General features: G+C 53.0%; 9 protein-coding genes. 1 reads left to right on the top strand and 8 read right to left on the bottom strand.

Going from position 1 to position 13,604, the window contains the following annotated elements; all coding sequences use genetic code 11:
* Window positions 1-49 precede the first annotated feature (49 nt).
* The 8 genes from AC5E51_RS08540 to pilG form a co-directional block, all read right to left on the bottom strand.
* Window positions 50-529: a chemotaxis protein CheW gene (locus AC5E51_RS08540; protein ID WP_076516779.1), complete on the bottom strand. Its 480-nt coding sequence runs from the start codon at window positions 527-529 to the stop codon at window positions 50-52.
* The gene (locus AC5E51_RS08535; RefSeq protein WP_301376657.1) at window positions 498-1,508 is read right to left on the bottom strand and encodes a chemotaxis protein CheB; all 1,011 of its coding nucleotides are present in this window, start codon (window positions 1,506-1,508) and stop codon (window positions 498-500) included. The genes AC5E51_RS08540 and AC5E51_RS08535 overlap by 32 nt, the downstream gene beginning before the upstream one ends.
* Window positions 1,509-1,529: 21 nt before the next feature.
* Window positions 1,530-7,916 (bottom strand): hybrid sensor histidine kinase/response regulator, encoded by a 6,387-nt coding sequence (locus tag AC5E51_RS08530; protein ID WP_491778427.1) that lies wholly within the window; start codon window positions 7,914-7,916, stop codon window positions 1,530-1,532.
* Window positions 7,913-8,803, bottom strand: coding sequence for a CheR family methyltransferase (locus AC5E51_RS08525; protein WP_068442950.1), 891 nt, complete (start codon window positions 8,801-8,803; stop codon window positions 7,913-7,915). The genes AC5E51_RS08530 and AC5E51_RS08525 overlap by 4 nt, the downstream gene beginning before the upstream one ends.
* 25 nt (window positions 8,804-8,828) lie before the next feature.
* Window positions 8,829-10,910, bottom strand: a complete 2,082-nt coding sequence (locus AC5E51_RS08520) for a methyl-accepting chemotaxis protein (protein ID WP_414716210.1) — start codon at window positions 10,908-10,910, stop codon at window positions 8,829-8,831.
* A gap of 76 nt (window positions 10,911-10,986) precedes the next feature.
* On the bottom strand, window positions 10,987-11,511 hold the full coding sequence (locus AC5E51_RS08515) for a chemotaxis protein CheW (RefSeq protein ID WP_273088813.1): 525 nt from the start codon (window positions 11,509-11,511) through the stop codon (window positions 10,987-10,989).
* 4 nt (window positions 11,512-11,515) lie between these two features.
* Window positions 11,516-11,890 (bottom strand): twitching motility response regulator PilH, encoded by a 375-nt coding sequence (gene pilH, locus AC5E51_RS08510; RefSeq protein ID WP_068442955.1) that lies wholly within the window; start codon window positions 11,888-11,890, stop codon window positions 11,516-11,518.
* Window positions 11,891-11,906: 16 nt separating this feature from the next.
* Complete coding sequence (gene pilG, locus AC5E51_RS08505; protein ID WP_068442958.1) at window positions 11,907-12,287, bottom strand: twitching motility response regulator PilG; 381 nt, start codon at window positions 12,285-12,287, stop codon at window positions 11,907-11,909.
* 335 nt (window positions 12,288-12,622) lie between these two features.
* On the opposite strand from pilG, the gene gshB reads away from it, so the two are divergent.
* Entirely contained in the window at window positions 12,623-13,588 is a 966-nt protein-coding gene (gene gshB / locus AC5E51_RS08500; RefSeq protein ID WP_488074634.1) for a glutathione synthase, read from the top strand.
* Window positions 13,589-13,604 lie beyond the last annotated feature (16 nt).

The following is a 13,604-nucleotide window of genomic DNA, read 5'->3' as shown; positions in this document are numbered from 1 at the left end:
GAAACAGAACGATATCTCTAAGGTAGCTAATACGTGATCAATCTAAATATCACAGAGTCGCCTGAACCTGAAGCTCGACACTGTCCAGATCCGGAATCATGGCGGTAACTCCCTCGAAGGTCACGGCAACCTTATCAAACTGCCCCATACCCATGGCTTCGACTTCCTGTAGATCGTTTTCGCCAACGTGCATTAAGCGGGGGATACCCTGCACCAGAATGGCGTAGAAAGGCATCTGAGGGTTCGCATTTACCCCGTTGACGATAATAAAACGTGCATCCGGATTCGGTGCCGGTGCAGCCTGGCCACTCATCAGTTCGTAACACAGAGCCGGAACCAAGGTCCCACGCCAGTCCAGACGACCGAGAATCCAGTCTGTGCTGGCATTCGTTGTCAGCAGGTGCGAAAACGGGATAACCTCCGCCACCGTTACGTTCGGCAGGATAAGATTGCGATCCTTTAACGGAACCAGCAGGCAGTCCACCTGTTCAGGCTTGTTATCCGCACTGGTGATCTGGTTTTCGCTCATAATTCTCTATCCATTTATCTTTCAAGTGTTCAACCAGCTTCAGCGCCAGCTGATACGAATCGCCTACGAAGGTTACTTTTCCAGTGTGTATCGCACTTTCGGGCATAGAGGCATTACCACAGCCTTCAGGGGCCTGAACCCATACATCGGTGCCTTCCGGCAGTGCTGAAATACTCTCTGCGCCGTCACTCCCCATACCGCTGAACAGAATACAGCCGAAGCGTTGTCGAGCGTGATTAAACACTACGTCAATGACACCATCAATGGACGGTCCATAAGGGCCATCCCAGGGGCTGGTCCCAAGACTGATACGGTCCAGACCGACAAGGTCGAAGGTCGTTGATACCGGTGCAATCAGCACTTCACCCGCGGCCAGAATCGCAGCATTTTCGACATTCTTAAGCTGGTACAGCGAATGACGCCCAACCGCCTGACACAGTGCCTGCTCGAACCTTTCATCAATATGCTGGGCGTAAACAAACGCGACCGGCAAACCTTCGGGCAGCACGTCGAGAAACTCTTTTACGGCCTCTGGCCCACCCAAAGAGGCGCCCAGAACAAATATATGCAAGGGGAGCTTGCGTGTGTCATCCGCAAATACTGCTGGAAGCAGAATCTCTCTGTGTTGTTTCTGCGCCCATGGCACCTGGCTGACTTCAGCCGCAGGCGCCGGAGTGTCCGTCAGGTCCCGTAGCTTAGTAAGCAGCTTCTTTTCCCAACGTAAGAAGCTGGTGCAATTGTTATCCGGTGCGTCATCCATACCGACGAGAACAGGCGCGTCTCCGTCCAGTAAGGAATCAAAGCTTTCCCCGCAGACTTCATCGTCATCGCGAACAGTGACTAACCAGGCATCTGCCTGAGTCTCCCTGATCAACGCCAGGGTCATTCTTGCGGCCGGGATATTCAGTACGACCTCAAACCCAAGCCGCTCCAGTGACTCCGCCAATATGCGTTGCTGCAAAAGGTCGCTGTTAATCACAGCGACTCTTGGGCTGCCCACTCAGTAAACCTCGTGCCCCAGGAAGGCATTGATGTTTTCCAGCAGCGCTTCTTCCTGGAAGGGTTTACCCATATATTCATTCACACCAATGCTTCTCGCTCGCTCACGGTGTTTATCACCGGTACGCGAAGTAATCATGATGATCGGAAGATCTTTCAGGCGCTCATCATGACGAACCAGTGACGCTACCTCAAAACCATCCATACGAGGCATCTCGATATCGAGCAACATGACATCGGGTTTCACATCCTGCAGGACTTCCATAGCATGCATACCGTCTTTCGCGGTCAATACTTCCATGCCGTGGCGTTCGAGCAGACGTGTCGTTACCTTACGTACCGTCACCGAGTCATCGACAACCAGCACCTTAGGCAGACGACGCTCTTGCTCGTGACGCGCTTCAGCCGCTTTATTATCAAGCGCTTTAGCCTGCTGATACTCAAGGCTGGTATAGGTACGGATCATGGCTGGCAGATCGAGAATGATAACAACACTACCATCCCCCAGAATCGTGCCACCTGAAATACCACGTACTCCAGCAAACTGAGGACCAAGGCTCTTCACCACGATCTCTCGCGAGCCCAGCAGTGCATCAGCCTGCAAAGCAAAAGGAACCTGACCGCGAACCAGAAGCAAAGGCAGCGGCATGTGCTGACCCGAGATCTTCGGATGAGAGTGCTCATCGAGCATCGCTCCCAGATACCCCAGCTGGTAGTCGCGACCGGCGTAATTAAAGAAGCGCTCGCCTTCAGGCAGATCATAGAGGTTCTGTAGCTCGGCAACGGAAGCACGAACGATCCCCTGAATGTTATTCAGAGGAACGGCATACAAGTCTTCACCGATGCGAACCATCAGTGCCCGGTTGACCGACACAGTGAACGGCAGACGAACTTCAAATTCACTGCCTGTCCCAGCTTCAGAACGAATTTCAACACTGCCGCCCATCTGCTTAATTTCGCTGCTGACGACATCCATACCGACACCACGACCAGAGATCTGTGTAATGACCTCTGCCGTAGAGAAACCAGGTTGCAGAATAAACTGCATAATATCGTGCTCAGTCGGCTCAACACCGTCTGGCACCATGCCGCGTTCACGGGCTTTCTTCAGAACCGCATCAAGGTTAATGCCCTGACCGTCGTCGCGCAGGGTAAGAACAACATCACCACCGTCACGACGGATATCCAGCTCAATGCTGCCTTTCTCGGGTTTACCGGCTGCACGGCGTTGCTCTCCACTCTCGATACCGTGGTCGACGGCATTGCGGACCATATGCTCAAGAGGAGAAATCATACGTTCGAGAATGGTACGGTCCATTTCACCATCGGCGTTGTTAACCCGCAGCTCGACCTGCTTATTCAGTTCAAGGCTGACCTGGCGAACAATACGACGCAGGCGTGGCACCATACGCTGGAAAGGAACCATACGGGTCTTCATCAGGCCTTCCTGCAGCTCCGTATTCACCCGGCTTTGTTGCAGCAGAAGTGTCTCAGCGTCACGGGTTTTGCCCGAGAGGGTTTCTTTCAGATCGATAAGGTCGGACGCAGATTCCATCAATGCTCGCGAAAGCTGCTGCATCGCCGAATAGCGGTCCATTTCCAGAGGATCAAAGTCTTCGTAATCTGGTCCATGACGCTCCTGGCGGAACAGCACCTGAGCTTCAGTTTCAATATCCAGACGTCTCAGCTGGTCGCGCATCCGGTCCAGCGTCTGATCCATTTCTGAGAGAGTCCCCGCGAAGTCGCTGACCTGCTCTTCCAGACGCCCCCGACCAATCGCTGTCTCACCGGCCAGGTTGACGAGGCTGTCGAGCAGATCAGCTGAAACTTTCACCAGCTCAGTAGGTGCTTTTCGCTGTTGTGCCATCGCCGGAGCCGGGCGTTCCGGCGCCATCTCAACCTCTTTACCGGACAGAGGTACAACGGCTAATGATCCCTCGTCGCCTTCAGTGTCGGCCTGTGATTCGTCGGACAGATCATCGCTCAGGGAAACAGGGGCATCCGCCTGTCCGCCGGTATCTGCAACAACGTCTTGAGCAGACACTGGAGCATCGACCACCAGCTCTTTTTCTCCGAGCACGAGCACGCCATCACTGTCGAGCAGGCTGGCTACATCATCAATCTTTGACTGCAGGTTTTCCTGCCGTTCATTGAGGTGCATGAAGAAGGTGTCGTCAAAGCGGGCTTTGCGCGACAACGCCTTCTGGATATCTGATTCGAAGTTATGGGCTGTGTCACCGATGACTGATAACCCAGCGAGGCGAGCGCCACCTTTCAAAGTGTGTAACACACGCAGAAGTTCGTCTGCGCCCTGAGTTGACGAAGGCTCCGCACGCCATGCTTCAACGCCTTCATCCAACGCTTCCATCAACTCACCAGCTTCTTCAAGGAAGATGCCGACAATTTCACGGTCGCTCTCATCCGCGGTTTCAGACTGCACCATATAGGCACGCGAGTCCGCTTCCGCAGTATCCTGAACAGGCCTCGACTCAGCACCACTGCGCTGCGATGCCACTTTGAGAGCCTCAATCATGCGCTCGGGATTTTCTGGGCCCTTGCCTTCCCTCACAGATTGCAGCTGTGTAAACAGTAAATCGTGAGCACTTTGTGCCAGCGGTAATGTATCTTCGGAAAGATCAATCACCCCATCATTCAGGCGCTCATAGAGTGTTTCCAGCTCGTGGCATAAATCAGCAACTTCTGGCAACTCGGCCATACGTGCACCACCCTTGAGGGTGTGCAGCTCACGCTGAAGTTCAGAAACCGGCAGAAGGTCTTCTGGGGTCTTTTCCCACTTCTGTACGATGGACTCAATGGCTTCGGTGATTTCCTCAGCTTCCTCAAGGAAGATATCCAGAATCAGGTCATCTTCCTGCTCTTCGATATCGGCCTGCTCTAGCTCACTCAGGGAGGACTCATCAACCTCAGGAACCGGGGGTGTTTCTTCATCGTTAAGAGAAAGCATCCCCTCCACAACGGAAGACTCACCAGCATGAGACCCGGCGGATTCATCTGGCTGTTCTTCTGTCTGCTCATCTAGCTGTTCTTCTGCTTGCTCATCAGGCAACTGCGATTCAGGGAACTGCCAATCACGAACGCGACGAACGGTGTCCGACACGTCAGGAAGATCCTGACCTGCCGCCAGGCAGTCCATCATATTGAGCAGCTCTTCATGCGCATCGCTGATAAAAGCGACTAACTCTGGCTCAGGATGTGCCGCCGCGTTGCGTGCGCCCTGATAAAAATGATGCAGTGCCAGCGCCATTTCTTTCACTGCTGGGATGCCTGCGTCTTCTGCGGCCTGTGCTGCTGATGACAGATCTGCCGAAATAGTGTCGAGCACCTCAGAGCTATCTTCTTCCTGCCACGTCTGCAGAAGCTCATCGGCCTCAATCAGCGAATCCATGCCAGAAGCCAGGAAGTGACTGATTGCTTCGGTCGATATGCCCGCTGCCGATTCGCCCTGATACATAGGCTGAAGCTGCTCAGTTTCAATAGCAGCCGCGCGCTCGATTAAAGCGGGTGCTTCTGGCATATCTTCGAGCAACATAAGCTGATCGACAGTCAGATAAGAACGCAGAGCCACAGAAGCATCGTTCAGCAACGACGCCAGTTCTGGAGTATTCGGTAAACGGAAAGCACGAAGCTCTTTGGTTAATTTTTCAATAACAGAAGCGACATCGGCAAGCGGTGCCAGCTCTGCCATGTGCGCACTGCCCTTAAGAGTATGCAGGGCTCGCTGCAAAGCATCGCTGATCTGGTTACCACACGCCGTTTCATTCGACTCGGTAACAAACTCATCGACAACCGCGAGGTGTGCTTCAGCTTCGGCAATAAAGATTTCCAGCAGTGCGGCACGATCTTCTGCCTCTTGTTGAGCATCGGTATCCTGCGTCGCTTCCGGGCTGGCCAGCTCTTCCACCACGCCGATAGCATCGTCTGCACTACTCTCAACGTCATTACTCTCAGCGGTACCATCCTCAACGATACGCGTATCCGCTTCGACGTCTGATTCAGCTTCTTCCACAGGATCTGCTGAATCGTCCTCAGCAGATGAGCCCGGCAGAGTCGCCGGCTGGTTGCCCTCAGCCGTGGCGAAGGCATAGTCCATGTATGGCTGAACATCGATTGAAGCAGCACGCTTAGCACGGAAATCTTCAATGAGGCCGGGAAGTTGTTCAATCACACGATCGACGAACGCAATCATGTCATCATTGACAGAAATCGTCTCATCGAGCACGCGGTTGAACATATTTTCTACGGACCATGCCAGTTCGCTGACATCATCCGCTTTCACCATGCGGCCACTGCCTTTCAGAGTATGGAAAGAACGTCTTACGGTGGTCAGCGCTTCACTGTCATCCTGATTCTTACGGTAAGCAGGCCAGAACTCGCCCAGAGTCTCGGTAACTTCTTCTGCTTCCTCGAGGAAGACTTCAATGATTTCATCATCAATGAAGTCATCGTCAGCGTCTTTTAATGCGTTATCTGCAGGTTCGCTTAGAGTCTCTGCCGGCTGTTCTTCGTCCAGATCCTCTTCGAGCTCAATAATTGGCAGTTCATCGGATTCGGACACGTCTGATTCGGCAACATTGGAGATCAGATCCTGATTACTTTCTATCAGTTCATCGTCGAGACCGAGCGCTTCAGAGAAGCTGGTAACATCGACGGCTTCATCCGCAAATCCTTCGGGTAACTCAACATCAGAGAGATTTTCAGACGCCGCAGATTCAATACCGCAGCGCTGCATCAACGTGCTCAGCGTATTTTCCGCGCGCTCAATAATCGCGATATCAGTAGACGTTGACTCGTCAGAGTAACGTTCAAGATAGTATTCAACACCACTGAGAACTTCCGCGACCATATCCATAACGCCCCATTCCGGCGCTGGGCGGTCGGCCAGCAGCGCCTGCTGGACGAATGTTGAGAGATTCGATAACAATACCGCGACGCGCGGCATTGGAATCATATTTAATGAGCCTTCAATCGAGTGCAGAAGTGCCGGGACTTCCTGCAATTTCTCGGTTGACCACTGATGCGCTATGTAAGAAACGACGCCGTCTTTTACCTGCTCCAGGACATTACGCGCTTCACGAAGCACAGCGCGCTGAGCGTCGGACATCGCGCTGTCGCTGACAGACTTAGTGGTGTCACCATCACGGATCATTCCGTTTAACGTCGCTTCGACGTACAGAAGTGCACCCGCGACATCCAGTAATTTACTGTCCTGCTCGTCACTGGCTTCGGCTTCAAGCAACGCCACTATCGCGCTTTCCTGCTCCTGCATTACCCGGCGTGGCATGCCTAACCCCAGCATCCCCATAGTATCGGCAACCTGACGGACAGTACTGCGGATAGATGTCAGAGCAGGTTCGCGTTCGGCAGAACCACGTACAACCTGATCAAGCTCATCTTTGACCGTGGAAATCTCTTCTATCAGAGCAGTCAATGCTCCCGATACCGCATCCGAACCTGCTCCCATCGCATGATCTTCCGCGTCTTCCGCATTAGGCAGAGCTTCAGCCAACCGGAAACGCTTCTGCACCAGACGAATGGCTTCACCACGCGCATCAGTGCGGGCAACATAGAACAACAGATTTTTCAGCAGCTCTTCAGCGGGCGGACGATTAATCGCCGCAACCCCTTTATCAAGACCGGTTTTCAGAAGTTGATCGAGCTGACGTAACAGAACCTTGGCGCTTTTTGGCAGGCTGTCCTGTTTCAGCAACCACTCACTGAATGCCAGAGCAGGCAACCAGACAATCCCCTGAGGGGTACCACCCATGGACTTATTGAGCTTAGCGAAGAGCTTATTAATGTAGTGTTTCGCCAGGTCCGGGTCGCGATCCTGCAGCAACTGGAGAGTCGCCGCCTGCAGCATCTGACGCGTTTTGCGCAGCCATGGCGAAAAATTGGGTTGGGTAAACAGGTTTTTCTGCGCTCCCGTCAACGGGGCGTTGTGCTCGACGTAAGGCGTGAACAGTGACGTTTCAGACAGGAAGTTTTCACCGCGGGTAGACCGCAGTTCATTCAGGATTGGCAACAGCACCACAGGCAGGTCACGACGCCCGACCTTCACGTGCTCAAGATAATGCGGCAACTGAATAATGGCCTGCATCAGTACCTCAAGGCCATCCCGCTCATTACTCAGGGAACCCTCAGTCAATGCCAGAGCAACCGCTTCCATCTCTTCAGCCAGCAGCGCAGCTCCGTAGAACTCCACCATCTGCAATGTTCCATGCACCTGGTGCAGGTAACTTAAACAGAAGCGCAGACGACTTCTGTCTTCGGGATGTTCAACGTACGCTTCAAGTGCCTGCTGAGCCTGTTGCAGCGTATCCTGAATTTCCCCTTTTACCCATTCCAGGGCGATGTAGTCCTGACTCATCGCCTTGCACTCTCCCCTGTCGATGTGGATTGTTTGCGGACAAACGCGGTCACCTGACCACTGTGCACCGATTCTAATAGCGGGTGCTCCCAGTCCACCATTTCACCGAGCCCGATAACCAGTAAGCCCCCCGGCGCAAGACGTTGCGCGAGAGCATCAAGAATTTCCCGCCGACGCCAACGACGGAAATAAATAAGAACGTTCTGACAGAAAATCACATGCTGCGACTGCAGAGGACAGTTCTTCAGATTAAGAATGTTTACCTGACTGAAGCAGCAACGACGGCGTAACTGAGCGGCCACTTCTACCTGCTGTGAAGACAGCGGCGCAATGGCCCAGTTGTGGTACTCAACCGGAATACGTTCAAGCGCTCGCAACGGGTAACGGCCGCTACGTGCTTTACGAAGAACAATCGTGGAGATATCCGTACCGGTAATGGAGTACTTAAGGCCGGTTGAAGCGAGGTTTTCCTCGGCAAGCATGGCCAGGGTGTAGGCCTCTTCACCCGAGGAGCAACCAACACTCCAGAACTCCATGGTCTCTTCACGAGCCTGCAAACGCGGACGCTGACGACGCATATGCTCGACAACCAGCTGCAACGCATCCGGGTCGCGGAAAAAACGTGTTTCCTGGACGGTGAGTCGGTCGACCAGAGTCGACCACTCCATCACGCCGGAAGGGCCGTCCTGAATCTTTTCGTAGTACTCGCCGTAATCGCGGATGCCGAGTTCCAGCATGCGCAGACCCAGGCTGGTCTGTAAGAAGGAGCGACGCTGCTGGGGCAGAAACATCCCCGTGCGCTCCTCCAACAATCCCTGCCAACGATTAAACTGCACATCGTCAAGTTCAGGGACCGTACTCAGACCATTGCGGATTGACTGGCTCATGTATCAGACCGTTGCGTCAGAGCCCTCAGAGAGTGCTCTGCTCTTCTTCGGTTTCTTCATGAAATTCTGCGTCAGTCACTGTCTCTGGCAGCTTAAAGCCGGCCACAGATTCACGCAGCATATTCGCCATTTCCGCCAGATTACCAATCGACTTCGCAGTCGCGGTGGTACCCGCAGAAGTCTGCGACGTAATTTCCTGAATGACGTTCATCGTATTGGAAATATGACCCGCAGACGACGCCTGCTGACGTGCCGCGTTGGAGATGTTCTGAATCAGTTCTGCCAGGTTATTCGATACGCTTTCAATTTCTTCCAGCGCCACACCCGCATCCTGTGCCAGACGAGCACCACGTACCACCTCGGTGGTCGTCTGCTCCATCGAGATAACTGCTTCGTTGGTGTCGTTCTGAATCGTTTTAACCAGCGCTTCAATCTGCTTGGTCGCCGCGGCAGAACGTTCTGCCAGACGCTGTACTTCGTCAGCAACAACCGCGAAGCCCCGACCGGCGTCACCCGCCATCGATGCCTGAATCGCCGCGTTCAGAGACAGAATATTGGTCTGGTCAGCAATGTCGGTAATCAGGGAGATGATGTCACCAATCTCCTGCGAGGATTCACCCAGACGTTTAATACGCTTAGATGTTTCCTGAATCTGCTCACGGATATTATCCATGCCACTGATGGTTGACTGTACAACCTCAGAGCCTTTGTTCGCGATCGCAACCGACCGCTCCGCAACCGCAGATGATTCAGAGGCGTTGGCGGATACCTGGTCAATCGACACCGCCATTTCGTTGATCGCTGCCGACGCACCGGCAATTTCCTGAGCCTGGTGTTCAGATGCTTCAGCGAGGTGCATTGCCGTCGCCTGAGTTTCCTGAGCCGCCGACGATACCTGTACCGCAGTATCATTAATCGAGGATACCAGTACGCGCATCTGGTCGATCGCGAAGTTAATCGCGTCGGCGATTGCACCGGTAAAGTCTTCGGTTACCGTCGCTGATGCTGTCAGGTCACCGTCTGCGAGGTCAGCAATTTCGTCAAGAAGACGCAGAATCGCAACCTGGTTCTGTTCGTTAGTCTGACGGGTATCCTGCTCCCGCAGCTGGGCTTCTTCCTCACGCTCACGAGCACTCTTTGACTCGGTACGGAAGTAAATATAGGCAAACAAGAGAGCAATAAACGCAAGAACATAACCACCAAGCTGAATCATGTTCCGCTCTTCGGCATTGTTCTGAATTTCATTGGTCAGAACCGATGTCTGCTCAAGCAGAACACGAGAGTTCTGGAAAATATTGTCGGAGGCTTCACGAACCTGGAAGAGTTCAGGAGAGGTTTCCAGAATTTCGTCCACCGAACCAGATACGAATTCAAACAGCTCAGCAACTTCAGCCAGTGCATAAACTGCTTCTTCGTTCGTTACCTGAGAAATGTTCATGGCGATGTTGCCCTGAATCATACCGTTCAGTACCCGACCAAACAGCGAGGCGTCACGACCAAAAGCATCGGCGGCCATAACGGCATCATCACCACCCGCCAGTACTTTGTTTACCGAGCGTACAATACGTTCTGCAAGCCAGGACTGACGCTGAGCAACCGCAACCTGATCGGCAGGTGCGCCGCTTTCAAGCAGGATGTCTACGATCTCATCGTACTCAACCTGCAACTGAGGAATGGTTTCAGATAGAAGCTCGGCTACTTCGTGAACCGAAAGTACGATCTGCTCAGAGCGGATAATCTGGTCAGCATCTTCACGAACACTGTTCCAGGTTTCCTGAACACCCGACTGCGAGGCATCTTCTGAAGGGGGCAGACTCTTCGAATCATCACCGGCGACAAGATATCCCCAACGCTTATCAAAGTTATCGCGCGCCTGGCGCAGCTGGGTAAATGCATCTGGTTTACCACCAGCAGCCTCTACCGCGTTCTTCGCCAACTCCTGAGACAGAACCCGCAGCTCGCCCGAGTGCTCAAGATACTGCTCATCCTTTGTGGCCAAAATATTGACCCCAATGGTGATACCAATGAAACCGATCAGGAAAACGAACATCAGTACAATGGCACTGAAGTTACTCTTTTTCCCCTGATTTACTGTGTTTCCACTCATGCCGTCCTCTCCAAACTCGCTGCATGCTGATCCGACCCGTCGGGCCAGTAAATTGTTATTATTTTCCGTTCCGTGTTTATACGGCGATATTCATAAACTCAGGTGACCTCAACAGCTCACCAAATTCCATGACTGGCCAATTCCTGCCATCGCGTTCAAAAGCTTTCGCAACAAAGGGTGCGAGCGCTTCAGGCACCTGAGGGACAGGTACCTCCCGGTCTACCGGAAAACTCTGCATACCAAGCACTGCATCTACGAGCAGGCCGGTAAGGTATTCATCCTGCTCAATCACCAGCACGCGCTGACTACGCCAGTTACCACGTGATGGCTGACCGAGCAGGCCATTAAGATCCATTACAGACACCATGCGCCCACGGACGTTGGCAATACCAAGCACCCAGTTTTTCACACCGGGCACCCGGGTTACTTTTGGCATCTGCAGAATTTCCACTACGTCGGCCATGTTGGCGACGTATTGCTCGTTACCCAGCAGAAATCCGATTCCGCGCCAGGTCGAAACGGTTTCAACCTGCTGTGGCAGTGGCGACGCAAAGCGTCGACTGCGATTTTCCATCTCGATGAGCAGAGCAAATGGTGTCATGGCTTCAGCCTTCTTCTGAGCCGATCAAAGCGTTGATCTCTGATAGCAGGCGGCTTTCAGAGACGGGCTTAACCAGATAACCTGAAGCCCCCTGACGCTTCCCCCAGACCCGATCAGTTTCCTGGTCTTTGGTAGTCACAATCACAACGGGAATATTCTTGGTTTCAGGGCTTCTGGTTAACTGACGAGTTGCCTGAAAGCCGTTCAGGCCAGGCATGACAATATCCATCAAAACAAGATCCGGAAGCTCCTGACGAGCAACAGCGACACCATCAGCTCCGTTTTCTGCATTCAACACTTCGTGGCCGTTTTTCTCGAGCACCGCCCGGAAAGCCTCGGTTTCCGTTGGTGAGTCATCCACCACAAGAATGCGCGCCATGCTACTTACCCCTTACTTATTTCGCGTGCTGACGGATAGAACCGAGCAGCTCTTCTTTACTGAATGGTTTGGTCAGGTATTCATCAGACCCGACGATGCGACCTTTGGCTTTATCAAACAGGCCGTCTTTGCTCGACAACATGATGACCGGGGTAGACTTGAACTTGGAATTATTTTTAATCAGGGCACAGGTCTGATAGCCGTCCAGGCGCGGCATCATGATATCGACGAAAATAATATCCGGGTCGGTATCGGCGATTTTAGCCAGGGCATCGAAACCGTCTGTGGCAGTGATCACTTCACAACCAACTTTTTTCAGCAGGGTTTCGGCAGTACGACGAATCGTCTTACTGTCGTCAATCACCATGACCTTTACATCTTGAAAATTATCGTCCATACGACAGGCCTTTCACCATCCAATTATCTGTTGTTGTTTTACTCTGATTGGCCAGAGAGTTCTGTGACTCAACCCTCAGACCGGCAAGAGCCCCCGACTGTCCTTTAGAAAGAATACAGAAAATCAGTCGTTTCCCCGGGGCCACCGGGACGCTTCGCTTTTGTATCACACTCCGCCCGGCCAGGCTAGAGAGCATACCGGGAACCCTGCCTGATGCAACAGACTGTCGCTGACAAAGGTCAGACAAAACGCTGAAAAAGCCAAATAGGATACGTTACAATCCGACGATTAATTATTCCCGCCAGAATGGCGGCTGACCACGCAGCGGAGACGCAATGACTATCAGACTTGGCGTAATCATGGATCCCATTCAGGAGATCCACTTCAAGAAAGACACTTCACTTGCGTTGTTAAATGCAGCACAGGAGCGCGGCTGCGAACTCTGGTATATGGAGCAGCCTGACCTCTCCATACAGAAAGGCCGCTCCTACGGTCGCATGGCACCGTTGAAGGTTGCTATGAATCCGGAGCACTGGGCCGACCTTGGTGAGTTCGAAGATCGCCCACTGGCCGAGCTCGACATCATTATCATGCGCAAAGACCCGCCCTTTGATAGCGAGTTCATCTACAGCACCTATATTCTGGAGCGCGCAGAGGAAGAAGGCGTATTGGTCGCCAACCGCCCTCAGAGCCTGCGGGACTGCAACGAGAAAGTATTTGCGACAGCCTTCCCTGAGTTAATGTCGCCAACTATTGTTGCGCGCCGCGCAGACCTGCTTAAAGCATTCCACAAAGAACATGAAGACGTCATATTCAAGCCTCTCGATGGCATGGGCGGCTCTTCCATTTTCCGCCTGAAAAAAGATGACCCCAACGTCAGCGTAATTATTGAGACGCTGACTGCGCATGGCACCCAACAGATCATGGCTCAGAAATTCATCCCTGAAATCACCTCAGGAGACAAGCGCATCCTGATGATTAACGGCGAGCCGGTTCCTTACAGTCTTGCGCGTATTCCGGCCCAGGGAGAAACCCGTGGTAATCTGGCTGCCGGTGGCCGTGGTGTAACACAAGAGCTCTCGGAGGATGATCGTCGCATTGCCAGCATCGTTGGTCCAGAGCTTAAAAAACGCGGCTTGTATTTTGTTGGCCTCGACGTCATTGGTAACTGCTTAACAGAAATTAACGTCACCAGCCCCACCTGTGTTCGCGAGATTTCACGCGACAGCGGCATCGACGTCGCCGGACAACTGATCGATACACTACTGGAAATCCGCCGTTCCAGTGTGGACAATTCCTGAAGGTGAGAGCAGACTT

Source organism: Thalassolituus sp. (assembly GCF_984348125.1).
The sequence above is the reverse complement of the archived record's forward strand: the minus strand, read 5'-3'. Positions and strand labels throughout refer to the sequence as shown.

What these genes read in the sequence shown, in the direction of transcription:
- AC5E51_RS08540 (WP_076516779.1), bottom strand. Translation starts at nt 529, where the DNA reads ATGAGCGAAAACCAGATCACCAGTGCGGATAACAAGCCTGAACAGGTG.
- AC5E51_RS08530 (WP_491778427.1), bottom strand. Translation starts at nt 7,916, where the DNA reads ATGAGTCAGGACTACATCGCCCTGGAATGGGTAAAAGGGGAAATTCAG.
- AC5E51_RS08525 (WP_068442950.1), bottom strand. Translation starts at nt 8,803, where the DNA reads ATGAGCCAGTCAATCCGCAATGGTCTGAGTACGGTCCCTGAACTTGAC.
- AC5E51_RS08520 (WP_414716210.1), bottom strand. Translation starts at nt 10,910, where the DNA reads ATGAGTGGAAACACAGTAAATCAGGGGAAAAAGAGTAACTTCAGTGCC.
- AC5E51_RS08515 (WP_273088813.1), bottom strand. Translation starts at nt 11,511, where the DNA reads ATGACACCATTTGCTCTGCTCATCGAGATGGAAAATCGCAGTCGACGC.
- pilH (WP_068442955.1), bottom strand. Translation starts at nt 11,890, where the DNA reads ATGGCGCGCATTCTTGTGGTGGATGACTCACCAACGGAAACCGAGGCT.
- pilG (WP_068442958.1), bottom strand. Translation starts at nt 12,287, where the DNA reads ATGGACGATAATTTTCAAGATGTAAAGGTCATGGTGATTGACGACAGT.
- gshB (WP_488074634.1), top strand. Translation starts at nt 12,623, where the DNA reads ATGACTATCAGACTTGGCGTAATCATGGATCCCATTCAGGAGATCCAC.